Below are 26,849 nucleotides of genomic sequence, written 5' to 3' on the forward strand. Positions count from 1 at the left end.
TTCCGGAGACGATGATCTCGACGGCCTGGGCGGAGGCGGCGTCGCGCCGCCTCTCGCGATTACTCGGCCGGGACGGCCTTCGGCGCATCGACCTGGGCGTAGGCGATGTCGACGTTCTCGATCACCAGGGCGAGGTTCATGGTGCCCGCGCCGACGGCCGGGCCGGCGTGCATCACCGCGATCTCGGCCTCGCCCACGCGCACCGCGACAACGCGGTTGGTGGCGTCCTGGACGAGGGTCACCTTGATCTTAGCCATTGCTCGCTCCTTGGCTCGGCTTCTCCCGCACCTGCGGGGGATCGGTGGTGAGGTCGACGTAGTGGGTGAGCCAGTGGCCGTCGGCGGCGATGATCCCGCCCCGCGCCTGGCGCTCGGCCTCGATCAGGGCGGCGCTCATGACGCCCTTGCCCGTGATGTTCCCGGCCTCGTCGTACCGTACGAACAGTTGAGGGGCGTCCCGCTCCGGGGGGCCAAAGCTCATCTTGTCAGCTCCGTCACGCGGATGGACACGCCGCCGATCCCGCCCGTGTTGTCGTTCTGCACGGTGTAGGTATAGATCCCGGCCGGGCCGGGGATGTCCTGCAGCGGGAGCGGCGTGGCGAGGAAGTAGACGTAGTTGTCCGTGATGCTCTGGCTCCAGAAATACGACACCTGGGTCGGGATCTGCCCGATCAGGACGCCATTGCGGTAGACGTTCAGGTTGCCGGGGTTGGCGAACCCGTACCGGAAGCGCGTGCCGCCCGACCCGCCGAAGAAGGCGTCGATGACGACTTGGGCGTTGTCGACCCGGGTCTGGATAACCGCGTCGGTCGAGGCGGCGACCGTGGTCGAGAACGCGGTCTGGGTCACCGAGCGGTTCGCGAGGTTGCCCGTGCCAACCACGAGGTGGCCGATCTGGGCGGAGGCCACGATCAGATCCTGGGCGGCCAGGGCGCGGCCCGTGATCGTGCCGTCCACGAACAGGTCGCCGCGGATGCCGAAGGTGAACGCCGCCGAGCCGTCCAGCCGGCGCGCGCCCGAGAGCACGAAGCCGCCGGTCTGCCCGTCGAGGTCGAGCGTCACGCCGTACTGCGCCCGCACACCGTCGATCGAGGCCCCGTATTCCGTCAGGGTCGCGGTGTGGCCGCCGAGCGTCGTGCTGAGCACGTTCAGCTGCGTGGCCTGGGCGCTCAGCGTGCCGTTGATGTTCGCCGTCTGGGCGGTGAGCGTGTTGATCGCCTGGGCGTTGGCGGTGATGTTGCCCTGCGCGTCCGCGATCGTGCTCTGCAGCGCGGTCACCTGCTGGGAGACGGACGAGATCCCCTGCTCATTCAGGGTCACCCGGGTGGTGAGGCCCTGGATGGCCGTGGCCTGCCCGGACAGGGACAGGTCGGTGCTGTCGATGCGCGAGCTGAGGGCGGTGATCGAGAGCGCCTGGGCGGTGATCGTCCCCTCGGCGCTCGTGACGCGCGAGGACAGGCCCTGGATCGCCGTGGCGTTGCCGACAATGCTGCCCTCGTCCAGGGTGAGCCGGGCGGCGAGCGCGGTCTGGACCGAGGCCAGGGACTCGTCGGCGGACGTGCGCGCGATCTCCTCCCGCTCGATGGCGGCGAAGTTGGCGCTGTTGCCAACCTTGATCAGCCGACGCTGCTCGTAGTCGTTCGTGGTCTGGGTCGCGGCGGCCGCGGCCAGGCGCTCGGTAGCCGCGGCCAGCTGCCGGAGGCCGCCGCGGATGGTGTCGTGCGCGAGGTCAATGGCGACGTTGCCGGTGTCGGTGTCGAGGGCGAGCAGCCCGCGCCCGAGGTCGTTGATCGAATTGATGTCGCGCTGCAGCTGCTCCGACATCTTCTCGATGCGGATGGAGAGGTCCGCGAACAGGTCGCCGTCGATCTCCAGATCCGGCGCGGTGACTTCGACCACGCTCCAGCCGCCCGGCACGCCGTTCGGCGTCACGCCGCGCACCCGGAAGCGCATGTTGGGGCTCGCGCCGACCACGGCCTCGAAGGTCGAGGAATCGGTCCGCATGATCGCCGCCCACGTGGCGCCGCCGTCGTAGCTGAGCGTGCATTCGTAGTAGACGGCGTTGCGCGCGGGCTGCCAGCCGGCCGACAGCACGAGGTGCGCCTGCTGCTGGGTGATCATCGCGTACAGGCCGAGGATCGTCGGCAGCGCGCTGCTGAACAGGTCGGGAATTTGGAGCAGCGGGGGCACGCCGCTCTCGGTGGTCGTGTAGACCTCGGGCGCGTCCAGCACGCCCTTGAGCGCAATGTGCTCGCCGTCCTGGTCCGGGGTGCCCTCGGTGATGAGCACCGGATACGACCGCTGCTGCCCCGGGCTGAACGCCACCCACGGCGCCTCCTGGGTCGAGGACCGGGCGACCGCGTCCGCGAGGCTCACCGGGTAGCCGTAGGCGCCGCTGGCCGCGGAGGCCGCGCTGGCGGCATCGTTGGCGTTGACGATCGCCTCGGCGTCCACGCGGCCGCGAGTGACCCGCACCGGCCCGAACGGCCGGCCGTCCCGCATCCTGATCTCGATCCAGTTCGTGCCGGCCTGATTCCAGTCGGGCACGGGGTCGAGGGTCAGGTTGAAGCCCGAGTTGGCGACCGAGATGATCTCGTGGCTCGCCCCCCAGGTTTCGGGCTCCTCCGTCGAGATCCTGACGAGGTCGCCCCGCTTGAGCAGGCGCCCCTCCATCCGGGCCGTCCACGAGACGGTGACGCGCCGGTATTGGCTCTCGGCCGCCATCATCCGGACCATACCGGTCGCCTGCGTGCGGCCGACGACGCCCTGCAGCTGCACGCGCGCGGGGTTCGTCAGCACCACCCCGTCCGGGGCCGACGACACCTCGGCGAGCCTCCAGGTGGACTGATCGACGTACTCGCCGACGATGCCGTCTGCCCACGCCTCGTCGGCCAGCGCGTAGTCGATCTCCAGCGAGCCGGCGACAATATCGTTGTCCGTGAACAGCATACGCGCGAGGCCGCGGGGCTGATCGCGAGTAATCGTCAACTTGTCGCCCACCGGCGCCGGGAAGGCGCGCCCAGCCTTGAGAATGGTTTCGAGAACCTCGTCCAGCGTCTGAACTTCCGTGAACCGGAAATCGAACGTGTGGCCGAGCGACGACCACAGCTGGTCGTACGCAATGAACGCCGCGAGATCGACATTCGACACGGACAACCCGGCCGAATAGTCGCTGTTGCGCCACCAGTCGAGCGCCGCCCACGCGATCGAGCGGGTGGGCTTGGTGATGAACTGCTGCGCCTGGAGATCCCAGACGGGGAGGCGCCGCGTGCCGATGACGCGCAGCTGCCCGCCCGAGACGCCCGAGTTCTGCTTGTTGCCGGTGCCCTTGACCGCAAGCGTGGTGAGGCGGGGAAAGCTGTTCGGGCCGTCGATCGACGCGCGCGCAGCCGTCCAAGCCACGGCGTCCTGGCCGCGGCTGGTGTCGGTGAGCGGCGGGTTCACCCGCTTGACCGAGACCTCGTAGCGCGCGCCCGGCACGGGGAAGCGCTCGGTGACGCGGATCTGGGTCTGCTTGGCCTGGGTGTAGATCTTGCTCCACACCTCCTGCCACGGGCCGGTCGGCGCGCCGGCATCGTCCACCGCGCGGATCCGGATCTCGATTTGCGTCGACGCGGCGAGCGTCTGGCCCTTGTCGCCGGTCCGGTACGCGCCGTTCCCCCACATGAAGTCGAAGATCAGCTCGCGCGCCAGCGTGCCCGCGGCGTTGACGATGATGCCCGGCGTGTAGGTCGTGGTCAGCTCAGCGCCCTGCAGCTCGCCGGCCGACACGACGTTGACCGGGTAGAGCGTGACCTGCTGGCCCGGCGGCACGATCTGGATCTCGATGCCGGGATAATCGGCATTGTAGCCGCCGGCCGCGGTCCAGATCGACGTGTCCCCGATCTGGATCTCCTCGACGTCCATTTCCCCGCACGTCAACCCGAACAGCGCGTAGTCGATCATCTGATCGCCGCTGTATTCGCTGTAGGTCGGCGCGGCGTATTCCGGCGCGAACCGCACCCGTCCGTTGAGGACCGGGATCGGCTGCATCGGCCGGGCCTGATTGCCCTGGAGGCTGAAGTTGTAGAGCGGATCGGCCTGTGACTTCCCACCGGCCTTCGGCTGGAGGAAATGGCTGATCAGGAAGGCGCCCGCTCCGACGATAGCGGCCGACGCGAGGCTCCCGAGCGCGGTTAGCGATCCGGCCGCCATTCCGAGTGCGGGGATCCCCACCGCGGCCACGGCGTACGGCGCAAGCGCCGTCAGGGCGATCATGCCGACGATCGCCATGATGCTCTTGCCCGAGGACCCGCCCGAGCCGCCGCCGAGCGGGCGCGAGACGAACTCGACGTTGTCGTTGAGCGCGATCGCCGTGCTCGCCCACTCGTCACGGCCGTAGTAGGCGCCGTTGATGCGGCAGACCGTCGGAAGTTCGAAGCGCCAGGCCACCCGGTCGAGGTAGGCCGCGACGGTCTCGCCCATCACGGCGTCCGCCTCGGCCATCGGCAGCACCTGGGCGTCAGCGCCGTCTCCTCCCACCTCGGCGTCGATCAGCTGCAGCACGCGCCGCACCCGCACGGCCGCCGGCGGCGGGCCGCGGCGCGCGTCATCGTCCTGGTCGAGGCGGTGGACGGCGGCGTGGTTCAGCATGGCTCAGCGGTGCGGCGGAAGAGGCGGGTGTAGACGAAGCCGATGCTCCGGAGCGCCGGGAGGTCGTCGGCGACGACCCCGCGGCCCTGGTCGACGTGGAGGATCACGCCGGCCGTCACGGGCACCACGAAGGTCCCGAGGTGGAAGTCGCGGCGGATCACGTTCCCCATCAGGACGAGGTCGCCGTCCCGGGCCTGCGCGTCCGAGACCTCGGTCCAGCGGGCCCGCTCCGGGTGCGCCAGCATGGCCTCGGCCTGCTCGCGGGTGGTGGCGGCCGTGTAGGCCAGCGCCGGCATCTCGGTCCCGTACACGGTGGCCTGGACGTGCCGGGCGAGCCCGTAGCAGTCGAACGCGTCCGGGCCGGTCGCCCCGACGCGATAGGGCCGGCCGATCAGTGCGTCGAGGAGGGCGAGGCGGTCGTGCATGCGGTGACGGGCTGTGCGAGGTCGGGGGCGAGGTGCTCGCGGCCCACGGTGCCGGGGGCGAGCGTCACGCTGGCAGGCAGCACGCTATCGATCGCGAGGCGGAGCGCGAGGGCCTGCTTCACCCGGCTGACCTGCCACCACCACATCGGGGCGACGCGCGTCCCCTCCGGGCATTGCGGATCGTTGCCGACGATTTCCTTGTCCGGGTCGAGCCCGAGCAGCTTGCAGTATTTCCGGGCGATCGAGTCGATTTCCTGCTGGGTCATGACTTGCTCCTTACGCTCCCGCCACCACCATGAGCGCCGGAAACCTAATCTGATCGTAGATCTCGCGCATGACGCGCAGCTTCGTCGGGTCGCTGATGACGAGCGAACCTTCGAGGCGCGCGCCCCTGCGCCTGACGCTCCGCAATTGGAGCCGGAAGGGACCGTGCCCGACCGTGGTGGGATCCGACAGCAGGTAGCCGCGGAAGATGCAGACCACCGGTTCGTTGAGCCGGGCGGCCGGCTCAAGGAAGCGCCCTACCTCGCGGTTCACGTTGTCGAGCCAGATCGGGGCCTCGACGCCCAACTTGTCGATCCGGGGATACTCGACGCCGAAGGGGATGCCCTTGAAGGTGACCGTCTCGCCGGAGTTCAGCGGCGCCTCGGCCTCAAGCGTGAATGCCATGTCCTCCGTATTCTGAACGGCCCGGATCGGGGCCGGCGCGCCGTTCTCGACGAAGGTCGAGTGCAGGAATTCCAGCGTGGGGAGGATCCGCTGGTGCGCGTCCACGGTGGCCGCGGCCTCCTCCCACGCGCGGTTCGAGGTGATCGGCACGGGTCAGAGGTTCCGGACGTCCAACTGGCAGGTGACCAAGGTGCGCTCCAGCCCAACCTTTTTCTCGGCGATGCCGCTGGAGGCACCCACGATCTGCACCATGCGAGACTGATAAGTTCCCGCGGTTTCGATCCAGAGTGGGATGGTGAACTCGCCCGTTCCCTCACCCAACATGTCGGCGACGAACTCATGAAAGACGGAGAGGTTCGGGGCCGTGAGGATCCAACCGTAGGACAACCGGCTGATCCGCAGGGTGAATTGCGGGCGCATCCGGATCTTGCCGGACTGCACCTGCGACGAGAGGGGCTGCTGCCCGAGTGCCTGCACACCGTAGGCCTGTCGAGCAACGAAGTAGGGCAGGCCAGCCGGCCAGGATGCAGCCATCAGCCCGTCGCCCTCATGCCGAAGCGCCTGCGCAGGAGACCGTCGAACCGGCCGTCAGCGATCATGCCGCCGACCACCTTCTCCAGCTGCACGTCGATGCTCGGACCCTGCGGGGTCTGCGTGACCGTCGCGGTCGCCGTGTGGTCGGCCGGCGCATTGTGCACGTTCACCTGGACCGAGGGCACACCGCCCTGCCCTGCCTGCCGGCCGGCCGAGCGCGCCACGGCGGCGGGCACGAGATAGCCGCGGTCGCGGTCGTCGAGGGCCCGCACGTAGCCCCCTTCGGCGTAGCCGCGCGAGCCGATCCGCAGAGCTTCGACGATGGACGCGCCGCCGGCCCGGCGAACGTCGTCCTGGGACCACACCACCTCGCCACGGTGAACGAGGCCGGCCACCTCCAGGCGATTGCCCGGACCGGTGTAGCCACCGCGATCGAAGGGCAAGAGCGACCGGATCGCCCCCATGAAGCCGCCGCTGGACGCGCCCGGCAGATCCGGCCCGATGCCGCCCTGCGCCATCGTCGGCAGGCCACCGCCGGTGAAGCCACTCAGGATCCCGGAGAACGCCCTGTCGGCGAACGAGTTGAGGAGCTTGTCTGCCACCCGCGACAGCATGTTCTGCAGCGCACCCAGCGCCGAGGTGCCGCGCATGATGTCGGACACGAAGCCCGTGAAGGCCTCCTTCGAGATGTCCTTGGTCTGGGACAGGGTCTGGTTCAGGCGAAGCGCCTCGGCGGAGGCGCCGGTGAGCGACTCGCCGGTTCCGCGCAGGCGCGACGCGATCTGCTGCTCGTCCGAGGTTCGCCCAATCTGGGACCGCTCGAACATGGCGTCCTTGAACAGCTTCGATTTTTCCTGCTCGGCGGACGCCTTGGCGTAGGAGTCTGCGAGGTCGAGGATCACCTTGCGCTGGGTGCGAACCGTGTCGGAGAGCTTGTCGCCACTGGCCGCTTCCAGTTCCTGGGCGGTGGTAAACTGCCGACCCACTTCGCTCCCGCGCTCGACGGCCTCGTTGAGGAGGTCCTGGATCTTCTGGCGCCGAGCCTCGGCCTCGGCGACCTGGTCGGTGAGGGTGATCGTGGAGCGCAGAATGTCGGTCTGGCGCTCCGTCGCGCGGGAATTCGGCAGCCGCCGGTTGATGGCCTCGTCGAGCGCATCGAGCGCCTGACCCGCGTTCTTGCCCCCGCCGAACAGCCGCTGGTTTTTCGAGATTTGCTCGGGGTCGAGGATGCCCGATACCGGCGCGCTCGGGTCAGCCTTGAGCAGGTTCATGCCGCCGGTCGGGCCCGCGACCCACATGGCGTACTGGTTGCGCAGTGAGGTCTCGAAGCCGGCCGTCTCCAGCTTCCGGGCGTTCTGCCGAGAGTACACGTCGATCAGCGCCAGCTGGTCGTCCCGGTTGGTGCGCTGGGCGAGGATCTGGTCCCGGTTCATCCCCGAGGCCCGCTCGGGAAAGGTCTGCGTGAACAGCTCCAGCCATGTCTTCGCGATGAACTGCCCGAGCCCGGTCGCGGAGGACACCGGATTTTTGACGGTGAGGCTCCCTCCGCTCTCCGCGCCGATCATGGCCTGCGCGAACAGCTGCGTCGTCGCGGAGCCGGACCGCTTGGCGACCTCCTCGGCATCCTTCCTGATCCGGTCCGTGTCGATCCGAGATGTTTCGATCAGGGCCTCGCGCTCAGCGATGTTCGCGAGCCTCGCCGCGCGCTCTCGCTCAAGTGAGGCCCGGTCCTGCGCGTCCAGGTTGTCGTTGCCCGCGCGCTCGTTGATCTGACGGTTGATCTCCTCTCGGCTCGTGAGATTGTTCAAATTCTTGTCGCGCAAGTCGCGCTCAAGCTGCTGCTGCCGCTCGGTAAGTGCTCGGTTGACCGGATTGAGGCCGACGTTCTGATTCGCATTCTGCGCCGCCCTGAGTGCCGTGGCGGCGCTCGTGCTGCCGTACCGCTCGATGTCCTCGCGCGCCGATCGGGCGAGGTTCTGCAGGCGCTCGAACGCCGCCTGAACCTGCCCCATCTGCTGCGGGTCGAACCCGAACGTGACCCGGTCCGAGATCGCCTTGCGCAGCAGCTCCACGCGGTTGCGCAGCTGATCCACCTCCCTGGCCGCCGGATTGAGCTGGTCAACCAGTCCCATGACGTCGCGGTTGTTCTGCGCCGCCTGCGCGCGCTGGCGCTGCTGGTCCTGGGTAGCCTGCTGCTGACGAAGCTGGTTGATCCGGGCCTGGACATCCTGCGCCTCGCTGGCGAAGGCGGACCCGCTGCCCGGAAGGTAGCCGTAGACGCCGCTGCGAGCGGCGGCGATGGCCCGCAGGCGCTCCTCGAGCAGTTCCAGCTGCCGGTCGACGGTCGCCCCGCCGAAGGCGTCCGAGACGCGCTCTCCCAGCCAATCGAAGACGTTGGAGAAGATGCGCCCGAAGGCGCTGGTCTTGTCGCCCAGGGCGGTGGTCAGATCCGCGGCGCGGGACAGACTGGCCGCGTAAGCCTCGAACAGCACCCGCTGCGCGCCGGTCCGGTCACCCTGCTCCTGGAGGTTCCTGATGGTCCGCTCGGTGCTGGCATTCAGGAAGCCGAGCCGATCGTTGAGCGTCTGCGCGCCCTTGGCCGGGTCCGCGAAGGCCTGCGCCAGCTCCTTCGTGGCGTCCGGGACCTCCTGTCCCGTTGTGGCCGCGAAGTCCTTGGCGGAGCGCCCGAGCTGAACGAACAGGTCAGCGCCGATCCGTCCCGTGGAGGCGAAGGTCGCCGCGATCGTGCGCGCCTCGCGCGCCGAAACGTCGCCGGAGGCCGCGATCGCGACGGCCGCGGCATTCACCTGCTGGGCGCTCGCGCCCGAGGCCCGGCCGACACCGGAGAGCAGCCGGTCCACCTCCCTCAGGCGGGCCTGATAGGACAGCAGGGCGGCGGCGCCGGCGAACAGCGCCACCGTCGAGACGCCGATCACCCCGCCGACCACGCCGATGCGGGCCGCGAAGCCCGTCGCGGCCTCGGTCGCCTGCGTGATGGCGCCCTTGACGCTCGCGCCACCCGGGCCGGCGAAGGTCTGCGCGATCTGGCCGCCCTGCTGCAGCAGGATGGTCATCGGGCTCATACCGCTCGCGGCAGAGGCGATGATGTCGGTACCCTGATAGAGCAGGTTCTGCGCCTGGCTGCCGGTCAGCCGGCCGGCGCCCTTGGCCCGCAGATCAGTGACCTGTCGAGCGAAAATATCCTTGGTGCTCTGAACCGCCCGGGCGCCCTCTGCCTGGGTCAGGGCACCGTTCCGCACCGCCTGCCGGATCTCAGCGAGCTGCCCGAGGTATTCGCGCTGCGCGGCGAACAGGGGCGAGTACTTCGCCCGGAGCCGATCGAGTCCTTCGCCGTAGGCGGCAACGTCCGCGCCTCGGTTTGGCACGATCAGCTGGCCGTTGACCAACGCTTGGGCGCTGGCCTTCTGGGCGAGACCGGCGCGCTCCAGGCGCTGGGTGCTGTCCTCGAACGAGCGCACCGCGGCTAGGCGCGCGGCCGCCGCCCGCGCGGCCGAGATGGCGCCGACGTCCTCCGCCCGGGCAATATCCGCCAACGCGGCCGAATACCGGGCGCCTGCGGCCGCCATCGGGTCGAAGCGGCTCTGCAGCGTCGCCACTTCACGCGACAGCGCCTCGGCTCGGCGCGTCGCCTCCTCGGCCGCGCGGGCCTGCAACTCGAACACGGACGCGCTATCCCGGGCCGAGGCCCCCGAGCCGGTTCCGACACCGAGCAGCGCGTTGACGTTCGCCTGCGCGCGGGACTGCGCTTCGGCCTGCCGGGCGGCTTCGGCCAGGCGCTGATAGCGCGCGGTCTGGCGGTCGACGGAGGCGCCGGCAACATCGGCCGCCGCGGACACGCCCTGGAAGGCCTGCTGGCCCGCGCGCCCGGCATCGTCGAAGACGCGCTTGACCTCGGCCCCGCCCTCGACGGCGAGGCGGATCGCGACGCTACTCGGCATCGTCGTCCTTCCGGCAAGCTTGGATGATGATGGGCTCGATCCTGGGCAGCACGTCGGCCAGAAGGGGGGAGGCGCCGCCCATCGCCTCGGCCATCAGCAGGACGGCCCCGAAATCCAGGGCGTAGGCGCCGCCCCAGCCGACGCGCACCTGGCCGCCGCAGCGCTGAATCACCGCCCAGGCCACCACGCCCTCATCGGTCTCGGGCGCATGCAGAGTGTAGGGGCACTCGGGGCAGTCTACGCCGCAGGCGTCGCAGTACTCGTCGCCTCCGCCGAAGTGCCAGGAGGCGAGTTCGACGATCCGTTTTTTTCCGCGCCCCTCGTCAACGCCGGAGTGACGTAGAGGGTGTCGAATCGGTCGAAGGCGACCCATTCGCCCATCAGGAGATCGACGTTCTCCAACGTCACCGCGATCGGCACCCCGTCGGCGTCCCCGACCCCCTCCCACTCGACGATCGCGCGCCGGGCAAGCTCGCCCACGAGCGCGATGTTGGTGCGAAGTTCCAGGTCCTCCTGATCGTCACCGCGAACGACCTTGCCGACCGCCTCGCGGGCGGCGAGCATCATCGCCACCGAGGCCGGCTTCACCCGAACACGCACACCTGGCAGTAGGTCTAACCAGTAGGATTCCGAAATGGGGGCAAGCTTGATCACCAAATCTCTCCATTCAGCGCTCGGAAAACAGTGCAATTCACGCACTGTTTATGCAGTTTTCCTAGCACTTATTTATCCAAATATAGCATTGGGAGCGCCAGAAGGCAGACTCTATAGAACTGCCCTTGCTTCAGGCAGGTTCGGGTCAATTGCAGCATTTTGTTCTCCGTTTTATTTTGTGGACAAGGCGAGAGCACGCGAACTTGGCGGGCAAATTGCTGCGGACGGCATCGAAAGATTTGGAAGGGAAAACTTTAGCTCAGCGCTGACCGGAGCGATGCTGAAATTCCAGCAGGAAGTTAAACAGAAAGGAGCAGCATTATGGTGCCCGGAGCAGCGTACGAGACTGCGCAAACTCGGCATAGATGATGTAATCGGTGACAACTTGCCATAGGGCCGACTTCAGCACCTTCCCATCAGCCCGGGCGGAGCGGGTCGCGCTCCGCCCGGGTATCGACGTCGTCAATAATTCGGCACGTTGTTGACGAGAGTGGCGGTGACCGTGCGACCCACGGTCGGGTCCTTGGCGGCCTGCCAATTGAAGGTGGCCTGCACACCACTCGGCCCGGTTACGGGCGTCTTGGCCTTGGGCAGGAAGACGGAGTGCGCGGTGAACACCAGCGAGCGCGCGGCGTCCGTCACCCACCCGAACGTGAGCTCGACCGGCGTGCCGGCCGTGGCCTGGTCGAGCAGAGTGGTGTTGGCGAAGCGGACGGCGAGGCTGCCGGTCATCGCGACCATGCCGGGGTCGGAATCCTCGATCCGACCGTCCCCGCGGATGACCTCCACCTTCTCCAGGTTGTTCGAGTAGGTGAAGTCGGCCGAGACGACTGACCCGAGCGCCACGCCCCCGCGCGTGATCGCGCCCTGGAACGGGCTGAATCGCTCGATGGTCGCCTCGGCGAGAGTGCCGGCAGCCGACGCGCCCAGCTTGTTCTCCCCCTGCGCGATCAGGCCCAGGGTCGCGGTGAGCAGCCCGGAGCGCTGCATCTGCACCCGCATGGTGTTGCCGCGAACCCCGAAGTTCTGGCCGTAGCTCGGTACCTCCGGCAGGCCCACCTCCACCGTCATCGACGGCAGCGTGACCGCACCCGACACGAACTCGTGCGTGGTGCCGCCGGCGCCGACACTGGAGGTCGGTTGACCCATGAGGAGCTTCAGCCAATTGCCGAAATTACGCAGATCGACCGGCACGACCACGTCGCCGTCGTTGTTGATGACGTCCTTTGCCGGCGGCAGGGGCTCACGACCGTAGCCGAGCAGATCGCTCGCCAGCAGACCCTGCTCCTCGCCGAGATTCGACGAGACGAACGGTAGCTTGCGATAGCCGCTGCCGGGCGGCGTGCCGTAGGTGGTCTCGAAGGCAGCCGCCATGATGGCGTTGGCTCCACGCGCACGCGCCATGGTTCTCTCCTGTGAGGTGATTAATTCAGGGGGTCGGTGGTGCCGTAGACGGCCGTGATGCCGATCAGGGCGGACCGGGAGACGGGGGCGCCCTCCGCGGTCAGCGGCTCGGTGGCGGCGGCCGACACCATCAGGTAGTCGCACCGCCCGCCCAGGGTCCGGTCGGCCGCAACGGCGGCGCCGATCGCCTGCAGCATGGTGTCCAGCCGCGCCTCGGCGGTGGCGGTGCGAGACTTGTTCACCGCGACCTCGACCGGGATCTCGTGCTCGTAGATGTAGGTGGTCGGATTGAGCGTAACCTCGGGGTCACCCGGGTCGCCGTCATCCACGTTCACGAAGCCACCGGCCGGGATGGCCTGCTGCTTAACCTCGTTCCGGTAGTGCGCGGCCTGCGGCAGGGCCGCCTTCAGCAGGTCGACCACTCCCTGAATAACGCGCTCACGCGTGCTCGGCATGCGAGATCACTTTCAGACTTTGAGCGTGCTGAGGTGCGGAACAGTCAGTCGCGCCAGGGCAGTTCCGGCGCCCGCCTGCATAATACGAGCACGACCGCGAAGCAGATGAGGTAGATAATGCCGAGCCAAATCATGGCGCGGAGGACTCGCGCGGCGCTCAGGCCTGCCAGTTCGCGGCGATCGCGCCGGGCACCTTCTCGGCCCAGGCATGGGCGACGGCGTCGATGTCGAGCCGCTTGCGCAGCTTCGCCTGCCGCACGAGGACGAAAATCACCACGAAGGAGCGGTCAGAGGCCGGCCCCGCCTCGCGGATCGCCTTGAACGACTTCCGGCGCTGGAAGCGCGCGGCCTGGCGCCGGTAGTAGGCGTCGGCCACCAGCACGCCGCCGGTACGGGTCGGAACGAAGCGCAGCTTCACGCCCGTCTCCCGCTCCCACGCGGCCGGGGTCAGGCCGCTGCCGGTGGAGCCCTTGGCGCGGCGGGCGGAGACCTGCCGCACCCCCGCGTCGGCCGTGGGGATCGCGAGGTACTTGCCGCCCTTCGCCGAGATGGTGACGCCCCGGTCGAAGGCGTCGATGAGCTTGGGCGCGTTGCTGCTGACGTAGGCCGCCGCGTCGACGCTCTCGCCCGAGGTTGGGAAGGTCCGGCCGCGCCACGTGTTGGCGAGCCGCTGGCCGAAGCCGGCCTTGCGCACGTCGTCGCGAAGGTCCTCCTTCAGCCCGTCCGCCACCTGCCGCATGCCGGCGGTGACCGAGCGGGCGATCTGCACCTCGCTGCCGGAGAGGGCCTTGCGGACGTCCGGGGCCGACGCGGAGAACCTCACGGCGCGTCCTCGTCGTCGGGCGCCAGGGGCGACACTTCGCAGGTCCGCACCAGCCGCCGCACGTCGATCCGCGCGAAGCCCGTGACCACGACCGTCTGCGCGATCTCGCCGTCATCGTCGAGGATGTCGACCAGGTCGTGATGGGCCGGCTCGGGCACCTCGGACAGCCGTACCGAGATCAGCATGGCGTTGAGGTCGAAGCGGTTGTCGCCCGTGCCGACGATGGCCTCGGGCGACAACCGCATGATGCGGACGGGCAGTCCGGTCTCGGCGCCGCCCGCGCGCCAGAACGCGTCCTCGCCCATGTTCGGGTCATCGAACATGGAGTCGACGCCGAGGTCGAAGGCGTTCATCGGGGAGCGCGCAGCGCGGCGAGCAGGTCGGCCTTCGTCTTGGCGGCCGAGATGTCGACGCCGCGCTCGGTCGCGAGTGCCTCCAGCTCGGGCTTCGTCTTGGCGTCGAGGCCGTCATCGGACGGCGGATGGCCACCCTGATCTTCGGATTGGTCACCTCGCCCGCTTTCAGGCTCGACTTCGAATTCCGAGCCCTCGGCGACCTCGTGCGTACCAGCCTGGAGCGCGACCTGCGCCTCGTCCCAGCCCATATGCACGATCTCGTCCTTGCCCTTCTCGCGCACGCGCATTTGTACTCTCCCTCGGTTCGACGCCTCGCCGCGGGGCGCCAGGCTGCTGGATTGAGCCAGCCGGCGGAGCGCCGGCGGGCAGCCCCGATCAGTTCGAGGTCGTGCCGCGCACGAGGAGCTGGGGACGCTTCACGAGCGGGAGCGGGTTGGACTCCGTATGGATATCCATGCCCTTGCCGAACTTCTTCGGCTCGAGCGGCGCCACAAAAACCTCAGCGTCGCCGATCGCCGGTGCTTGATTGACAAGCGACCAGAAGTCGGGCGGTGCCCAGTAGTTCACGAAGGTGTCGGCGGTACCGAGCGGGAAAAACCGCACGTCGCCGGCCGGGATGAATCGCTGCGGCGCAGTGCGAGTGCCGTCCTCCTGGAGGTAAGAGGCAGCTCCGCGGTATTCTTCGAAAGTGATACCACCGAACGTAAAACCCTTTCGCACGTCCTCGCGCAGGATCTGCGGCCCTGACTGGTAGTACTTGTAGGCTTCTTTGACGTTGGCGTGCTTGATGAAGGCCGCAAACCACTCCGGAGAACAAAGCGCGTGCACGCCCGTCATCGTCTCGCCGGAAAGATTGTCCTCCATGTAGCCGGCCACTTCCATGCACTTGCCGAGCACATCGGTGGAGGTGGTGCCGAGCGCGAAGTCCACCACTTTCTGGGTGACCCCGAAGGTGGCGAAGAGGTCGAGAATGGTCGAACCGTCGTAGTCGGTGATCACGCCCTTGAGCGCCCCCATACGGAGGTTCTCGAGGGTGATCGCATGCTTGCGGCGCATCGTGATCAGCTTGCGGCTCACGAAGCCGAGCACGGTCTCCAGGCCGCCCCCCCCCGCGGGGGAGAGCGCCAGCATATTCTGGACGTCCGTCGCCAGCACGCTGTCCTCGTGTGGGATGTGCGGCACCGGGAAGGACTTCGGGCGCTGCTTGCCGCGGGTGCCGAGGGAAGCCGGCGCGCCGCGGGGGCGGGTCGGCAGCAGGTTGAGCACGCCGTCCTCAATGACGACGATCACCGAAGTGGTCGCGATCGGCTCGGCGGTGAACAGCCCGAGCGCGTTGATGCGGCCGTAGCTGTTCGGGACCAACGTAATGGCGCCAGTCAGCGCAGCGGCGCTGAAAGCGTCCTGGTTGAAGATATCGAGGATCTCGGGCATCGCGGATCAGGCCCCCTGGCGAACGATGATGCCCGCCGCACCGAGCTGGCCGTCGGCCGCTGCGCGCTTGGTGGCATCGTTGATGGTGGAGCCGTAGATGAGCCCGGCATGGCTCACGACGGCGTCGCGGGAAAGGACGACCGCCTTCGCGTCGGCGCTGGTCGCGTCGACCGGGAAGAGCAGCACCGCGACGGCAGTCTGCGAGCCATCGCTGCCGGAGGCGGCGGCCGGCACGTACTTGCCGGAGGCGGTGAGCTTCGCCAGCACCGTGCCGGAGGCGAGCTTGCCCGAGCCGGAAGCGATGACGGCGGTGTCGCGGCTACGGTAGGAGCCGTCCTCGGCCTTCAGCCAGTCCGAGGCGACGGGAGCGGTTTCAAGCAGCGGCATGTCAGGCGTCCTTCTTCAGGCCAGCCCGGCGCAGCTCGCGCTCCATGCTGCTGGCGGAGGCGGTGACGCCGGCGTTCCCCTCAAGGGCCGGCGGGTGCGAGCGGATTGCGGTCTTCTCCTCGGCGGCCACGAGCTTGTCGAAGAGCGCGGCTCGCGCCTGCTCCACGGTCTTGCCCTCGGTCACCATGGTGGCGGCGAGGTCCTCCGGCAGGCTCGGATCCTTGCGGCGCGCGAGCGCGACGAGGTCGCGGATCTGGCCGGCCGCGCCGACGCGCTCGCGCGCCTGTGCGACGGTGACGCCCTCGGTGAGCAGAGCGGCGGCCATGGTCGGCACGCCGCCTTCGGCGCAGAGCTTGGCGATCTCCGACGCGTCGGCGCGGCTGATGGAGGTGGAGGCGGTCCGCTCCAGATCGCTCTCGGCCGCGGAGATCTGCCGGTCCAGGTCGACCACCTGGGAGGCCGCGGCGTCGAAATCGCGCTGCTCATCGTCGGTCATCGACCGGCCGCGGGCCGCGGCGGTCAGTTCGGTCATGCGGTCGGATGCCCTCGCGCGATCGCGTCGAAGGCTCGCGAGGTCGCGAGGCATTCATTCTCTCCTGGGTGCGATGCGCCGAAGCGCCGTGATCCCCGGCAGTGCCGGGATCGGGTGTGGCGGCTACCGCCGCGCGGCCCGGGCGGCCCGCTCGTTGGCCGCGGTCCGGGACAAGTCTCTGAGGGCGGTGTCGTAGGTCTGAACGCGGTCGGCCATGCCGGCCGCGACGGCGTCCGCACCCACCTTCATGCCGCCCGAACCGAAGTCGCTGCGCACTCGCGCGGGCGTCGTCTTACGACCGCGGGCCACGTCGGCGATGAACTGCATCTCGATCGCGTCGAGGAGCGTCCGGACCTGGCCGGCACCGTCCTCGGTCTGCGGGTCGGGGCGCTTGTTCGGGGCGTTCGACGAGACGATCTCGATGGACAGACTGCCGGTCGCGTCGGGCTCGACCTGCTTCGAGATGGCCGCCACCACGCCGATGGAGCCGAGCATGCCCGTCTTCTCGGTGACCACCTCGCCGGCCGAGGACGCGATCCAGTAGGCGGCCGAGGCGGCCGAGCCGCTCACGTGCGCCACCACGCGCTTGCGCCCGCGCATCGCGTAGAGCTGGTCCGCGAGGGCGTTGATGCCGGTGGGTGAGCCGCCGGGCGAATCCACGAGCAGCATGACGGCGCCGACGTCGGCGCTGTCGCGGGCGAGCGCCAGGTCACGGGCGAGCATCGACGCCGAGGTGCCGGTGCCGGACATCTCGGTCATCATATTGGCCCGGGGAAAGATGGGGCCGATGACGGGGATGATCGCCACCCCCTCGCGGGTGAGCATGGCGTAGCGCGCGCCCTCCAGGCGCTGGGCGGTCGGACCGGCCGCCGCCTGCAGGTCCAGCCGGAACCAGTCCTCGCCCTCGGCGGCGCGGCGCTCGGCGCGCCCAGGGCGATCCAGGCTCGCGAGGCTCGCCATGAAGTGCAGGTAGTCCGGGCGGATCGCCCACGGCTCGGCGGTGAGAGCGTGCAGGGCGCTCGTCATGGCTGAACTTCCGGTGGGGAGGGCGGGTCATCCGCCGCGGCATCGCCGGGCGCGGGCTTCACGGCGCGCCGGCCGTCGCTGGTGTAGGCGAGGTTGAGCGAATCGGCCCGCTCGTTGTCGGCCTTGTTCTCGCCGTCGATCGTCTCGGAGTCGTAACCGGCCTCCGCGACCTTCTGCGACCGGCTGGAGAACCCGGCCTGAACCTCCATGGACTTGCCCTGGACGTCCTGCACCGGGTGGATGTAGGGCCACGCCTGCGGGATCCACTTCGCCGAGTAGGCGACCGAGCGCGGCATGCCCTGCGGGATCTTCAGCGCGCCCGAGAGCACCGCCAGATCCATCCAGCGAACCCACACCGGCCGACAGAACTGGAACACGACCTGGTGGTGCTGCCAGCCCTCGACGGCCCGGCGGAAGTCGTTGAGCGCGGCGCGGAGCGTCCGGTCGTTCAGGGTGCTGTAGTCCCCGCTCAGGATCTCGTAGAGCAGGCCGCATGCCGCGGCGACGCTCCGCTTGGCCTCCCGCACGAACATCTCGAAGTTCGGGCCGACGTCCTTGGGGTTGGAGAACTCGATGTCCTCGCCGTCCGCGAGCACCTGAAGGGTGCCCGGCTCGAACTCCAGCGTCGCCGCGCCCTCGTCGTCCGGGCCGTCGGTGCCGAGCGGGCCGGAGCCGCCCGGCCCGGAGCCGAGCGGGCCGTCGCCCTCCTCCACGACGCGCTTGATGAAGCCGACGAGGCGCGCGGCGTTCTTCTTCCGCACCAGCTCGGCGTCGAGGTAGCCGTCGAGGTCGTAGAGGGTGCGCAGCGCCCGGGCGAGCCACGGCTCCCCGCGGTCTTGCCCGGGGCGCATCGCCCTGTAGAGGTGGCAGACGTCCGTCGCCGGCACCTCGGCGAGGTCCAGTCCGGCCGACAAGGTCGCGCCATCGCCCGGGTGCTCCCGGTACAGGAAGTAGCTCTGCCGGCGCCCGATAGGGTTGTAGCGGATGCCCTGCCGGATGTTGCCGGTCAGATCGGTCCTGAGGTGCGGGCAGTGGTCGCCCTCCAGCACCTGCAGCTGCAGCGGCACCGGCAGGCCGTCCGAGGGAAGCCGGGTGCGCAGGCGCGTGAAGGTCTCGCCACCCTCCACCATGCCGCGCACGGCGATGGCCTGGAGGCCATAGAAGTCGTGCGCGCCGATGCTGTCGGCCACGTCCGTCCACTCCAGCCACAGGGCCTGGGTACGGGCCCGGAAGGCCGCGTCCTCGTCCTTGACCCGCTTCGCTTCCTCGGCGCCCAGGCCGTCCGTCGGGCGCGCCGCCATGGAGCGCGGCACGATGCCGGTGCCGACGATGTTGCTGACCAGCCGGTCGACCGCGGCGCCCGCGTACGGGTTGCGGCGGCCCTGGTCGCGGCTCTTCCGGCGCAGCTCGTCGAGCGCGTAGGTGATGGCGCTGTTCGGGCCGTAGCTGCCGACGCGCCAGGACCGCGAGCGCCGCCCGCGGCCGCCTGCAACGTCGTAGGCGGGCGCCTCAGGCACGTCGCTGGCCGGCCCGCCGTCGAGATCCAGGGCGACCGGCGTGACGTACTGGTTGGTGCCCTTGATCCTGAACCGGACCGGCTGCGCCTGCGCCACGCTCACCACCCGCTGCGGCCCGTCATCACCACCTGCCGGGTGCGCCGCGGAGCGCCGCCGTAGAGCGCCCCGGCGAAGTCGTTGATTCGACGCACGAGGTCCGCCCGGGCCAGCCGCATCTCGGCGTAGCTCCGGTAGGTGGTGCGTCCGGCATTGTCGGCCTGCTCGACCGTGAGGACGCCGCTCGCCATGGCGCGATCCAGCTTCGCGAGCTGGACCCGCATCGCGGCGAGCTTCTGTTCGGGCGTGTCGGCCATCTCTACCTCATCGGCCGGTTGTTGACCCGGCTGCGCCGCACGGCGCGGCGCTGCTGATTGCGGGCGGCGAGCGAGCGCGCCGCCACCTCCGGAGGTACGGCGACCTCGTCCGGCGCGGGGCGCTCGCGGTCGATCCCGAGCGCGGCCTCCAGCTCGCGCCAGTGCACCTCCCGCCAGCGGTCCCACCCCCGCATCGCGGCCAGCCCGCGGGCGTAGTTCGCGCAGTCCAGCACCTCGTTGCGGCGCCCGCCGATCGGCACCCATTCCCGGCGCGTGCGGCCGCGCGCGACGTGCGTGACCAGCTCCTCGGCGGTGAGCTGCTTGACCTGGTCCTCGGTGACGTCCCGGGGCAGGTGCACGAACCCGGCCGGGAACGGCCGGCCCTCCGGAGGGCGCTGCAGGGCGAGGCAGCCCATCAGCTCCTGCTTGACGAACGAGACCCCGATCCGGACCGTCTTCAGCCCGCGCCGCAGCTTCTTCCCGGCCGCCGTGCTGTCCTTGGCGCCCACGCCCAGGAAGGCGCCGGCGTAGCTGTCCTGCCCGTCCACGGCGTGGACCGGCCGCCCGGCCTGCCGCCGCACGAAGGCGTAGACTTCGGCGGTGAAGCCGCTGGAGTCGATGCCCCAGTCCCGCACCGCCATCTCGGCCCCGCTCTCGTGCTGCCACGTCTCGTCGAACATGGCCTCCAGCTCCGCCCACACCTCCGGGCGGTTGGTCGCGCCGGGCAGCACCCGGTGCTCCACCAGCCAGCGCTCCCGGTTCCGGCCGAAGGCCCAGATCCCGACCTCCAGCCGATCCTTCTGGACGTCCACCCCGGCGAAGAGGATCAGCGCCGCTCGCGACACCGTGCCGGACAGGTACGCGTCCCGCCGCGCGTAGACGTCCTGCCACTCGGGGGCGTCCGCGCCCTCCTTCCAGGTCCGGGCGAGCTGGGTGTTGAAGAAGGTGCGCAGGGCCTCCGGACCCCGGCGCAGCGCCCGCGCGAACTTCGCCACCGTCTCCCGCACCATCTGCTTGGGGGCGTAGAGCTTCGAGACCTGGAACCCGGCGTGGTCGTTCGGCACCGCCCGCGCCCCGCAGCATCGACAGAGCGCCCGCCGCACGCCGTGCCGCTCCTCCTCCCACGTCTCCGGCACCTGCCGCTCGCCGCAACAGGTGAAGGCCCTGGTCTGCCGCCACTCGATCCTGCGCAGCGCGACGAGGCGCTGCGCCTCCGACCAGGGCCGCTCGCACTCGGCGCACTCGTAGCGGGCCGTCTCGGGCCGGATCCGGCCGTCCTCGTCCTTGTCGAAGCGGACCTGCTCCCACTCCAGCGGGTGCCAGCCCCGGCAGTGCGGGCAGGCCACGAAGGCCTTGCGCTGGTCGCTCTCCTCGTAGGAGGACTCGATCGCCGAACGGCCCGCCACGGTCGGGGAGCAGGCCCGCACCGAGAGACTGTTCGCCTTGAACTCGGCCTGGCGCTCCTCGGCGAGGTCGATCGGCGGCCCCTCCCCTCCCGCCGAGAGCGGGTACTTGTCGATCTCGTCGCAGCACAGCAGCCGGATGGGCCGCATCGCGAGGTTGGTGGGGCTGTTCGCCCCCACCAGCGTGATGTGCCCGCCGGGGAACTGCTTGTGGGTGAGAGTGTCGCCGGCGTCCCGCGACTTCGCCTCCCCGAACACCTCGCGCAGTGCCGGGGTGTCCCGGATCATCGGCGCGAGCCGGTCCTTGGAGAAGGTCTCGGCCGCGTCGTCCTTCGGCTGCACCACCAGGGTGGGGCAGGGATCAAGGTGCATGAAGCGGCCGAGGATGTTCTCGATCACCGTCGTCTTCAGCAGCTGCGTGCAGGCCATCAGGGTGATCACCGACACGCCAGGCTCGGTCGCCGAGAGCATCGGCCCGCGGGCCACCTCGACCCGGGCGGTGATGAAGCGGCCGCCGTTCGAGCTCTCCTTGCTCAGGCGGCGGTACGTCTCCGCCCACTCGACCACGTTGAGGCTCGGAGGCGGGGTCAGACCCCGGCGCCACGCCCGCAGGAGGCTCGCGGTGTCAGCCGAGTGTCGCGGAGGGCTCGCCGAGTTCGGCGAGGTGCTGGTGGACATGGTTGGTCAGGATCGTCGTCAGGGCCCGCGGGTCGACCTGCAGCTCGTCGGCCATCACGATGGCGACCCGGGCCGGCCAGGATGCCCAGGCGTCGCGCAGGTCCCGGGCGACCTCGAAGAACAGCCGCTCGGCCGCCGCGCGATCGACCAGCCTGCGATCCTCCTTCTCGACGGCCTGCTTGCGCTGCAGGCCGAGGAAGTTCTCCTTCCGCCGGATCGCGTCGGCGAGAGGGAGGTCGGCGGCGTCGAGGTCGATCTCGGCCTCGCCTCCTTCCCCGACCTCGATCACGATCTTGGGCTGCTCCCTCTCCGGCTTGCCGGCCGGCTTCGGCCCGCGCGCCGGGCGCTCGCTGCCCAGCATGGCGCGCACCGGTCGGTGCGTAACGCCGCCCCTGTATTTGGCCGGGCGCTGGTCAAGATTCCATTCGGTGGCTTCGACGTCGACCAAACCGTCCTCGTTGAGCGACAGCAAGCCCTTGTGCTTCCAGTCGGTTACCGCCTTGCGTGAGACGCCACGGTGCCGCGCGAAAGCGGCCTGACTGAGGTATTGGCGGGGGCCGGAGGCTTCCATGAATCACGTTACCGAAGGGGCCGGTTACCGGGTTCCGGCGGCCCAGCGCTAGGAAAAACCGGGGCCCCGACCACCCGTATCCATCCGGACCCTCCAGGGGCCCTGACCCCGCGTCAGACACGGTGACGATCAGGCGGCGGGGAGGGTGCGCCCCTCACGCCGGTCGACGGACGTGCTGCGGATGTCGGCCATGGCGCCCTCGCTCACTGACCTGCCAAGGCAGTCAGGACTTGCAGCACGCCGATCAGGAGCGCGAACCAGGCAGTGAGGCCACCGACGACCATGAGGAGCACTCGGCCGAAGCCGGTTCCGCCCGTGTATCCGGACATCATCACTCTCCGTCCTACGGCAAATCTGGCAAATATCCTTGCCTGTTCTGTCTTATGCTGTTGACATCGTAAGTAATGATAGGTAAAACAGAGATATAGGCAGAGGAGAGACACGGATGACCAAGACCAACGCCGCCCGGACCCACTTCCTCCACAACACCAGGACCAACAGGCCGCACGGCAAGCCGATGAGCGAGACACTGGCCACCCGGAAGGCGGAGCAGCTCAACGGCCTCCTGCGGGAGAACGTGATCGTGGTGGTGCCGGCGGAGATGTGGGGGATGGGGCTCAACTGAGCCCCCACCTCGGAGAGATCGACGAGGTTCGGGAGAAGGCAAGCGGAGGCCACAAGCCTCCACACCGCGGAGAACGGCTGTCCCGTCTCCCCCGGGGCTCAACATCGACCCCGTGAGGGGGAGACAAGCGCCGGACTTCGATCCCGATGGCGCGCAATCTATCCGGCCGGCCTGACGTCGGCAAGGCCGCACTCGAGGGGCGTCGCCCTGCCGAAGATCCGCACCGCGACCTTAAGCCGGCCGTGAGGCAGCACCTCCTCGACCAGCGCCGGGAAGCTCGCGAACGGGCCCGTCGCGATCACCACCTCGTCGCCCTCGGCGAATCCGGCCGGCGCGCGCTCCTCCGTGAGGCCGATGCGGGCCACGAAGGCGGCCATCTCGCCGCCCCCGATCGTCATGGGGGCCATGTCCTCCCTGGCCGGGTTGCGCAGCACGCGCCCGACCCCGCGCGTGGCCAGAACCTTGTCCCGCAGCTCGCCCTCCTCGGCCACGCCCACGAACACGGCGCGGTGGAACATCGCGAGGCGGCGGGTGTAGGGGCGCCCTTCCCGGTGGCCGACCGCCTCGACGCGGGGCACCACGGTCGGGATGCCCTGCTCCCTCAGCCGGTCGAGCGCGGGAGCCATCTGGCAAGGCGCCGTGGTGACGAGGTGCCACGTGCGCCCCTCGTCCACCCGCAGGGGCTCGCCGCGGGCGCTCCCGCCCCCCTGGGCGACCTTGCGGCGCTTCTCGGCCCTCTCGGGCGCCGAGCCGGCCTGCTGGGCCCTGGCGGCGAATTTCGCGGACTGGCGGCGGCGCTTCTCGCGCAGGCGCTGCTTCTTCGACTTGGCGGTGCGGCTCATGTGGGGTCGCAGATCTCCGTGGCGGGAGATCCGGACCGGGTAAGGGCGTGGCGCGCTCATCATATTGAGAAATCAGCGTCAATCCCTCTGATGCCCATTCTGCCGGGGTAAAAAGCCGATTCCTGGAGAGAGACCCTGATTCAGGGTCTGAGATAGGGACAGGAATGGAATACAAGGAAGAAGAGTAAAAAGATTTTTTCTCTTCTTTATAAAGAGTTAGGTCCCAAACTTTCTACCCATCCTGACTTTTTGCGGTTGGTGCAATAAGCCGCCCAGCCCCTTTCCGCACCGCCGTAAAAAGGTTTGTGGGGGCCGGTCATGGCGGTAATAATCTGCTCACTCGGCGAGGTATGCGCACCCCAAGCTGGCCATGCAAAAAATGCATAATGGTCGCAAAACGAAAGCAACATCAAATGACAGGCGGACAAGAACAAAAAATAAAAATTTCAGAAACGAGGAAAGCTGAATGCAGCTCATGCGGAGGAGTTAGAAACTGCTGGATCAGGGGCAAATTCAGCCATCATAGTGAGTACGATGGCATATATTTCTATTCACACCATCAAATATTACAATGCATGGGTTGCGATTATACATTTTTTATGATTACAAATGCGAATTCTGAAGATTATATAAGAGGAGATCACGACGAGATCGAACTAGTTGAGCATAATGTTTACTGGCCAGCAGTTGCATCAAGAAAATACCCTGAATGGTTTGATAGCAGACGGATACCCGTCGAAGACCCGTCCGAATTAGAAGCTGCTTTAGTTGAAGTTTATGGAGCACTCAATAATGAACTCAGAATGTTAGCTGCCATTGGAATGAGAACAGTATTCGACGTTGCATCCAAAATGCTTGATATTGATAGCAGTTTGAATTTCAAAGAAAAGATAGATGAACTTGTAGAAAAAAAACATATCGGGCCATCGGATAGAGCCAGGATTGAAGCTTTTATAGATGCTGGCAGTGCCTCAGCTCACCGAGGCTGGCGACCAAGATTGGACGAACTTAATGCGATGATGGAAATTCTTGAGCATTTTATTTATCATGCATTCGTCGAACCTTCAGATAGAAGGAAACTCAACGACGTCGCCCAAAATATAAAATCCCTAGTCCCTCCCCGCTCGCAAAAAGTTAGAAACAACGCGCAAGCCAAAGAACTCACCGCTGCCGATTTGGCGCAGCCACCTCACCCCGCATCCAGGCCGTAATGCAACTAATCAGCTGTGCGGTAGAAGGTTTTTGGCCTGCCTTTTGTCTTTTCAACCAATTCTTCTATCTGACCACTGGTCAAGAGGTACCTCATCACCCCATCGAGTTGCCGGGCATCCATACGTCCGTCGACCCGGCGGTATACATCAGAACGGGTCACCGGCTGGCCCGCCGCCCGGATGAAGGCCAACACGGCTTTCATTCCAGCCTGATGCTCGTTCTCGGCCATGTTCTCGCGAAGGCCCGTGACGAACAGGCTGAACGACCAATCCACCAGCCGGCGGGCGAAGGCCATATCGCCCTCCTCGACGATCACGCCCTCGAGCCCGGCCTCGGCGAAGCGCCCGCAGGCGACAACGAGTGCCACGCGCTTCGTCAGCTCCGCGCCGCGGCTCCAGGCCTCGTACAGCGGATCCTCGTCGGCCCGGCACAGCATGTTCTCATCGCGGGCGCGGCACTCGTCGTAGATCGCCTGCGCCTCGGCCGACATCTCCACCACCACGAGCGGCGGAGGCCGGGCCGGATCCATCAGCGTCGCGGTGGCCCCAAGGTGCCGGCGCGGATCGCCGCCGGGCGGGGGCGCGTCCTGGAACTCGAACAGCCGCTTCGCGGCCGCCACGATGCCCTCCGGCACCACCTCCTCCGGCGCGACCTTCGCCTGCACGCCCACCCGCTCGAACCGGGGCAGCACCAGGAAGCGGTTGAGGAAGCCGTTGCTCACGAGCTTCGAGCGCATCTGCTCGTAGAACGACGTAAAGGTGGTGGCGCCGTAGAGCGACAGGCACGGCCGCTGGATCAGGATGTCACCGCGCGTCGTGGTGGAATTGGGGATGAACGTCCCCATGCCCCTGCCCCACAGGGTGCAGTAGTCCTGCAGCATTTCAGCCTCTTGGGCGTTAGCCATTCGGTGCCCGACCCGCCGCAAGATTTTGTCCACCTCGTCCACGATCTGCACCTGCACGGGCCGCTCGGCGAGCCGCATGGCCAGCGACGAGGCAGAGGAGGCGGCCGCCGTGTGCATCCGGTGGCTCGACACCGCGTCCAGGATCTGGCGCACCGCCTCCTGCGGCCGCTCCTTGCCCGCACCGGTGCCGGCGATCGTCATCACGTAGAGGTGCGCGCCCGAGCGCGGCGTGCCGCAATAGACCCGGCGGCCGATCAGCGTGCCGACCGTCACCAGCGCGGCCGCCACCGCGAACAAGCGGATGGGCTTCGGCGAGCTCGCCATGATCCAGTCCGCGATCTCGCCCACCAGCCCGGGCACCTGCAGGTCCTCGTCCGGGAAGTCGCGGGTGTCGCCGCTCGCGGGCGCCTCCAGCACCTCGCCGGTCTCGGCGTCGATCACCACGCCCTCGCGCAGCTCGACGCGCCGGGGCTGCAGGTCGATGGTCAGGCCCTCGCCGAACCCGACGTGCCGGCCGAGCCACTCGAAGGCCTCGTCCAGCGCGAGGCCGCGCGCCGCCATCACGAGGTCGAGGGGCGTGTAGGCGCGGTCGCCGTCGTGGAAGTCCCGGATACCCTCCGGGTGGATCTTGAGGTTGGTGGAGCGCTGCTCGAGCGGCCGGCCGCGGTGCGAGGGCCGCCACGTGGCCACCGCCCGGTAGCCGCCGAGCATGCGCCGGAGCTTGTAGAGGCCGAGCTGCGGCACCCAGGCGCCGAGGTCCGCCATGGCGCGGTTGTTGAGAGCGCGGTGCGGCGCCTCCTCGCCGGCGGAGACCTCGCGGCGCGGCGGGCGCTCCGGCTCCGCCTGGTAGCCGAAGGGCCGCAGGGCCTCGGCGATGCGCTCCGCGACGTCGTCGTCGATCCAGGGCAGGTCGTCGGGCGCGACGCTGTCGAGCGATTGCAACCGCGTCCAGCGGTACGGCTCGCCCGTGTCGGGGTGCACGGTCGGGGGAAGGACGGTCTGCTTCCCCTGGCCGAGCAGGTCCAGGACCCGCACTGGCTTGCCGCCCGGGCCGGGGACGTTGAAGGCCCGCGAGGGGAACTTGGCGCTGCCACGGTAGAACAGCGTCTCGCCCTTCTGCCCGGCCTTGCCCACCGTGGTCGCCGGCAGCACGCCCAGGATGGCGGCGCGGATCTCCGGATCGTCCGTGTCGATGTCGGCGCTCACCACCCCGCCCGAGGGCGGCCCGAGCGCGATGCCCACGCCCGCGTCGCTGTCCGACCAGCGGTCGATCTCCACGTCCACGGGCAGGCGATGGCGGAACCGCGCCTGCCAGTCGTCCATGCCGATCCAGGAGCCGTCGGCGAGCGGCAGCCCGGGCCGCTTGGTGCCCGGGATGATGGGGATCGCCGCGTAGCCGCGCTCGACGAGGCGGGCACCGACCTGACCGTACGCACCCGGAACGCTAGCCATGATCAT

The 26,849-nt window shown here is 68.6% G+C and carries 29 protein-coding genes; 3 read left to right on the forward strand and 26 right to left on the reverse strand.

The window, feature by feature from the left end; translation table 11 throughout:
• Positions 1-59: 59 nt before the first annotated feature.
• From MET2598_RS0118455 to MET2598_RS0118500, 10 genes are all read right to left on the reverse strand, one after another.
• On the reverse strand, positions 60-257 hold the full coding sequence (locus tag MET2598_RS0118455; RefSeq protein ID WP_018261877.1) for a hypothetical protein: 198 nt from the start codon (positions 255-257) through the stop codon (positions 60-62).
• Positions 250-480, reverse strand: coding sequence for a hypothetical protein (locus MET2598_RS0118460; protein ID WP_018261878.1), 231 nt, complete (start codon positions 478-480; stop codon positions 250-252). The genes MET2598_RS0118455 and MET2598_RS0118460 overlap by 8 nt, the downstream gene beginning before the upstream one ends.
• Positions 477-4,271 (reverse strand): host specificity factor TipJ family phage tail protein, encoded by a 3,795-nt coding sequence (locus tag MET2598_RS0118465; protein WP_236728754.1) that lies wholly within the window; start codon positions 4,269-4,271, stop codon positions 477-479. Before MET2598_RS0118465 ends, MET2598_RS0118460 begins: the two co-directional genes overlap by 4 nt.
• Positions 4,272-4,624: 353 nt before the next feature.
• Positions 4,625-5,056 carry an NlpC/P60 family protein gene (locus MET2598_RS0118470; RefSeq protein WP_018261880.1) on the reverse strand — a complete coding sequence of 144 codons (432 nt, stop codon included), beginning with the start codon at positions 5,054-5,056 and terminating at the stop codon, positions 4,625-4,627.
• On the reverse strand, positions 5,023-5,322 hold the full coding sequence (locus tag MET2598_RS0118475) for a hypothetical protein (protein ID WP_018261881.1): 300 nt from the start codon (positions 5,320-5,322) through the stop codon (positions 5,023-5,025). The genes MET2598_RS0118470 and MET2598_RS0118475 overlap by 34 nt, the downstream gene beginning before the upstream one ends.
• Before the next feature lie 10 nt (positions 5,323-5,332).
• On the reverse strand, positions 5,333-5,875 hold the full coding sequence (locus MET2598_RS0118480) for a DUF1833 family protein (RefSeq protein WP_018261882.1): 543 nt from the start codon (positions 5,873-5,875) through the stop codon (positions 5,333-5,335).
• A gap of 3 nt (positions 5,876-5,878) precedes the next feature.
• Positions 5,879-6,259, reverse strand: coding sequence for a hypothetical protein (locus MET2598_RS0118485; RefSeq protein WP_018261883.1), 381 nt, complete (start codon positions 6,257-6,259; stop codon positions 5,879-5,881).
• Positions 6,259-10,218 carry a phage tail length tape measure family protein gene (locus MET2598_RS0118490; protein WP_018261884.1) on the reverse strand — a complete coding sequence of 1,320 codons (3,960 nt, stop codon included), beginning with the start codon at positions 10,216-10,218 and terminating at the stop codon, positions 6,259-6,261. The genes MET2598_RS0118485 and MET2598_RS0118490 overlap by 1 nt, the downstream gene beginning before the upstream one ends.
• Entirely contained in the window at positions 10,208-10,390 is a 183-nt protein-coding gene (locus MET2598_RS0118495) for a DUF7697 family protein (protein ID WP_026190804.1), read from the reverse strand. The genes MET2598_RS0118490 and MET2598_RS0118495 overlap by 11 nt, the downstream gene beginning before the upstream one ends.
• Positions 10,391-10,455: 65 nt before the next feature.
• Positions 10,456-10,872 (reverse strand): hypothetical protein, encoded by a 417-nt coding sequence (locus tag MET2598_RS0118500; RefSeq protein WP_018261886.1) that lies wholly within the window; start codon positions 10,870-10,872, stop codon positions 10,456-10,458.
• Between MET2598_RS0118500 and MET2598_RS41320 the strand changes: the two genes are divergently transcribed.
• Positions 10,865-11,266, forward strand: coding sequence for a hypothetical protein (locus MET2598_RS41320; RefSeq protein WP_157182203.1), 402 nt, complete (start codon positions 10,865-10,867; stop codon positions 11,264-11,266). The genes MET2598_RS0118500 and MET2598_RS41320 overlap by 8 nt on opposite strands.
• 68 nt (positions 11,267-11,334) lie before the next feature.
• On the opposite strand, the gene MET2598_RS0118505 is transcribed toward MET2598_RS41320, so the two are convergent.
• From MET2598_RS0118505 to MET2598_RS43430, 14 genes are all read right to left on the reverse strand, one after another.
• Positions 11,335-12,276 carry a phage tail tube protein gene (locus MET2598_RS0118505; protein WP_026190805.1) on the reverse strand — a complete coding sequence of 314 codons (942 nt, stop codon included), beginning with the start codon at positions 12,274-12,276 and terminating at the stop codon, positions 11,335-11,337.
• Between the two features lie 20 nt (positions 12,277-12,296).
• Positions 12,297-12,731 (reverse strand): hypothetical protein, encoded by a 435-nt coding sequence (locus MET2598_RS0118510; protein WP_026190806.1) that lies wholly within the window; start codon positions 12,729-12,731, stop codon positions 12,297-12,299.
• A gap of 157 nt (positions 12,732-12,888) precedes the next feature.
• Positions 12,889-13,554 (reverse strand): DUF6441 family protein, encoded by a 666-nt coding sequence (locus MET2598_RS0118515; RefSeq protein ID WP_018261889.1) that lies wholly within the window; start codon positions 13,552-13,554, stop codon positions 12,889-12,891.
• The gene (locus MET2598_RS0118520; protein WP_018261890.1) at positions 13,551-13,907 is read right to left on the reverse strand and encodes a head-tail joining protein; all 357 of its coding nucleotides are present in this window, start codon (positions 13,905-13,907) and stop codon (positions 13,551-13,553) included. The genes MET2598_RS0118515 and MET2598_RS0118520 overlap by 4 nt, the downstream gene beginning before the upstream one ends.
• Positions 13,904-14,197, reverse strand: a complete 294-nt coding sequence (locus MET2598_RS0118525) for a hypothetical protein (protein ID WP_018261891.1) — start codon at positions 14,195-14,197, stop codon at positions 13,904-13,906. The genes MET2598_RS0118520 and MET2598_RS0118525 overlap by 4 nt, the downstream gene beginning before the upstream one ends.
• 88 nt (positions 14,198-14,285) lie before the next feature.
• The gene (locus tag MET2598_RS0118530) at positions 14,286-15,341 is read right to left on the reverse strand and encodes a major capsid protein (protein WP_018261892.1); all 1,056 of its coding nucleotides are present in this window, start codon (positions 15,339-15,341) and stop codon (positions 14,286-14,288) included.
• A gap of 6 nt (positions 15,342-15,347) precedes the next feature.
• On the reverse strand, positions 15,348-15,728 hold the full coding sequence (locus tag MET2598_RS0118535; RefSeq protein ID WP_018261893.1) for a head decoration protein: 381 nt from the start codon (positions 15,726-15,728) through the stop codon (positions 15,348-15,350).
• Position 15,729: 1 nt separating this feature from the next.
• Complete coding sequence (locus MET2598_RS0118540; protein ID WP_018261894.1) at positions 15,730-16,260, reverse strand: hypothetical protein; 531 nt, start codon at positions 16,258-16,260, stop codon at positions 15,730-15,732.
• 123 nt (positions 16,261-16,383) lie between these two features.
• Positions 16,384-17,286, reverse strand: coding sequence for a S49 family peptidase (locus MET2598_RS0118545; protein ID WP_018261895.1), 903 nt, complete (start codon positions 17,284-17,286; stop codon positions 16,384-16,386).
• Positions 17,283-18,899 (reverse strand): phage portal protein, encoded by a 1,617-nt coding sequence (locus MET2598_RS0118550; RefSeq protein WP_236728755.1) that lies wholly within the window; start codon positions 18,897-18,899, stop codon positions 17,283-17,285. The genes MET2598_RS0118545 and MET2598_RS0118550 overlap by 4 nt, the downstream gene beginning before the upstream one ends.
• Before the next feature lie 2 nt (positions 18,900-18,901).
• Positions 18,902-19,156: a phage head-tail joining protein gene (locus MET2598_RS0118555; protein WP_018261897.1), complete on the reverse strand. Its 255-nt coding sequence runs from the start codon at positions 19,154-19,156 to the stop codon at positions 18,902-18,904.
• Between the two features lie 2 nt (positions 19,157-19,158).
• On the reverse strand, positions 19,159-21,237 hold the full coding sequence (locus tag MET2598_RS0118560) for a phage terminase large subunit family protein (RefSeq protein ID WP_026190809.1): 2,079 nt from the start codon (positions 21,235-21,237) through the stop codon (positions 19,159-19,161).
• Positions 21,185-21,808, reverse strand: a complete 624-nt coding sequence (locus MET2598_RS0118565; protein WP_051086516.1) for a hypothetical protein — start codon at positions 21,806-21,808, stop codon at positions 21,185-21,187. The genes MET2598_RS0118560 and MET2598_RS0118565 overlap by 53 nt, the downstream gene beginning before the upstream one ends.
• Positions 21,809-22,011: 203 nt before the next feature.
• A complete protein-coding gene (locus MET2598_RS43430) occupies positions 22,012-22,140 on the reverse strand; it encodes a hypothetical protein (protein WP_018261900.1) in 129 nt (42 codons plus the stop codon).
• 113 nt (positions 22,141-22,253) lie between these two features.
• Here MET2598_RS43430 and MET2598_RS0118575 point away from each other — a divergent pair, with 113 nt between their 5' ends.
• Positions 22,254-22,433 (forward strand): hypothetical protein, encoded by a 180-nt coding sequence (locus MET2598_RS0118575; protein WP_018261901.1) that lies wholly within the window; start codon positions 22,254-22,256, stop codon positions 22,431-22,433.
• Positions 22,434-22,591: 158 nt separating this feature from the next.
• Here MET2598_RS0118575 and nusG read toward each other — a convergent pair whose 3' ends face one another.
• Entirely contained in the window at positions 22,592-23,275 is a 684-nt protein-coding gene (gene nusG / locus MET2598_RS36870) for a transcription termination/antitermination protein NusG (protein WP_018261902.1), read from the reverse strand.
• A gap of 386 nt (positions 23,276-23,661) precedes the next feature.
• On the opposite strand from nusG, the gene MET2598_RS39455 reads away from it, so the two are divergent.
• A complete protein-coding gene (locus MET2598_RS39455; protein WP_157182204.1) occupies positions 23,662-24,486 on the forward strand; it encodes a DUF4145 domain-containing protein in 825 nt (274 codons plus the stop codon).
• A 5-nt stretch (positions 24,487-24,491) separates the two neighbouring features.
• On the opposite strand, the gene MET2598_RS38175 is transcribed toward MET2598_RS39455, so the two are convergent.
• Positions 24,492-26,843 carry a bifunctional DNA primase/polymerase gene (locus MET2598_RS38175; protein ID WP_198293024.1) on the reverse strand — a complete coding sequence of 784 codons (2,352 nt, stop codon included), beginning with the start codon at positions 26,841-26,843 and terminating at the stop codon, positions 24,492-24,494.
• Positions 26,844-26,849 lie beyond the last annotated feature (6 nt).

It is taken from the genome of Methylobacterium sp. WSM2598, from assembly GCF_000379105.1.
Classification (GTDB): domain Bacteria; phylum Pseudomonadota; class Alphaproteobacteria; order Rhizobiales; family Beijerinckiaceae; genus Methylobacterium.

What these genes read in the sequence shown, in the direction of transcription:
- MET2598_RS0118455 (WP_018261877.1), bottom strand. Translation starts at nt 257, where the DNA reads ATGGCTAAGATCAAGGTGACCCTCGTCCAGGACGCCACCAACCGCGTT.
- MET2598_RS0118460 (WP_018261878.1), bottom strand. Translation starts at nt 480, where the DNA reads ATGAGCTTTGGCCCCCCGGAGCGGGACGCCCCTCAACTGTTCGTACGG.
- MET2598_RS0118465 (WP_236728754.1), bottom strand. Translation starts at nt 4,271, where the DNA reads ATGGCGATCGTCGGCATGATCGCCCTGACGGCGCTTGCGCCGTACGCC.
- MET2598_RS0118470 (WP_018261880.1), bottom strand. Translation starts at nt 5,056, where the DNA reads ATGCACGACCGCCTCGCCCTCCTCGACGCACTGATCGGCCGGCCCTAT.
- MET2598_RS0118475 (WP_018261881.1), bottom strand. Translation starts at nt 5,322, where the DNA reads ATGACCCAGCAGGAAATCGACTCGATCGCCCGGAAATACTGCAAGCTG.
- MET2598_RS0118485 (WP_018261883.1), bottom strand. Translation starts at nt 6,259, where the DNA reads ATGGCTGCATCCTGGCCGGCTGGCCTGCCCTACTTCGTTGCTCGACAG.
- MET2598_RS0118490 (WP_018261884.1), bottom strand. Translation starts at nt 10,218, where the DNA reads ATGCCGAGTAGCGTCGCGATCCGCCTCGCCGTCGAGGGCGGGGCCGAG.
- MET2598_RS0118505 (WP_026190805.1), bottom strand. Translation starts at nt 12,276, where the DNA reads ATGGCGCGTGCGCGTGGAGCCAACGCCATCATGGCGGCTGCCTTCGAG.
- MET2598_RS0118510 (WP_026190806.1), bottom strand. Translation starts at nt 12,731, where the DNA reads ATGCCGAGCACGCGTGAGCGCGTTATTCAGGGAGTGGTCGACCTGCTG.
- MET2598_RS0118520 (WP_018261890.1), bottom strand. Translation starts at nt 13,907, where the DNA reads ATGAACGCCTTCGACCTCGGCGTCGACTCCATGTTCGATGACCCGAAC.
- MET2598_RS0118525 (WP_018261891.1), bottom strand. Translation starts at nt 14,197, where the DNA reads ATGCGCGTGCGCGAGAAGGGCAAGGACGAGATCGTGCATATGGGCTGG.
- MET2598_RS0118530 (WP_018261892.1), bottom strand. Translation starts at nt 15,341, where the DNA reads ATGCCCGAGATCCTCGATATCTTCAACCAGGACGCTTTCAGCGCCGCT.
- MET2598_RS0118535 (WP_018261893.1), bottom strand. Translation starts at nt 15,728, where the DNA reads ATGCCGCTGCTTGAAACCGCTCCCGTCGCCTCGGACTGGCTGAAGGCC.
- MET2598_RS0118540 (WP_018261894.1), bottom strand. Translation starts at nt 16,260, where the DNA reads ATGACCGAACTGACCGCCGCGGCCCGCGGCCGGTCGATGACCGACGAT.
- MET2598_RS0118545 (WP_018261895.1), bottom strand. Translation starts at nt 17,286, where the DNA reads ATGACGAGCGCCCTGCACGCTCTCACCGCCGAGCCGTGGGCGATCCGC.
- MET2598_RS0118555 (WP_018261897.1), bottom strand. Translation starts at nt 19,156, where the DNA reads ATGGCCGACACGCCCGAACAGAAGCTCGCCGCGATGCGGGTCCAGCTC.
- MET2598_RS0118560 (WP_026190809.1), bottom strand. Translation starts at nt 21,237, where the DNA reads ATGTCCACCAGCACCTCGCCGAACTCGGCGAGCCCTCCGCGACACTCG.
- MET2598_RS0118565 (WP_051086516.1), bottom strand. Translation starts at nt 21,808, where the DNA reads ATGGAAGCCTCCGGCCCCCGCCAATACCTCAGTCAGGCCGCTTTCGCG.
- MET2598_RS43430 (WP_018261900.1), bottom strand. Translation starts at nt 22,140, where the DNA reads ATGATGTCCGGATACACGGGCGGAACCGGCTTCGGCCGAGTGCTCCTC.
- MET2598_RS0118575 (WP_018261901.1), top strand. Translation starts at nt 22,254, where the DNA reads ATGACCAAGACCAACGCCGCCCGGACCCACTTCCTCCACAACACCAGG.
- nusG (WP_018261902.1), bottom strand. Translation starts at nt 23,275, where the DNA reads ATGAGCCGCACCGCCAAGTCGAAGAAGCAGCGCCTGCGCGAGAAGCGC.
- MET2598_RS39455 (WP_157182204.1), top strand. Translation starts at nt 23,662, where the DNA reads ATGGTCGCAAAACGAAAGCAACATCAAATGACAGGCGGACAAGAACAA.
- MET2598_RS38175 (WP_198293024.1), bottom strand. Translation starts at nt 26,843, where the DNA reads ATGGCTAGCGTTCCGGGTGCGTACGGTCAGGTCGGTGCCCGCCTCGTC.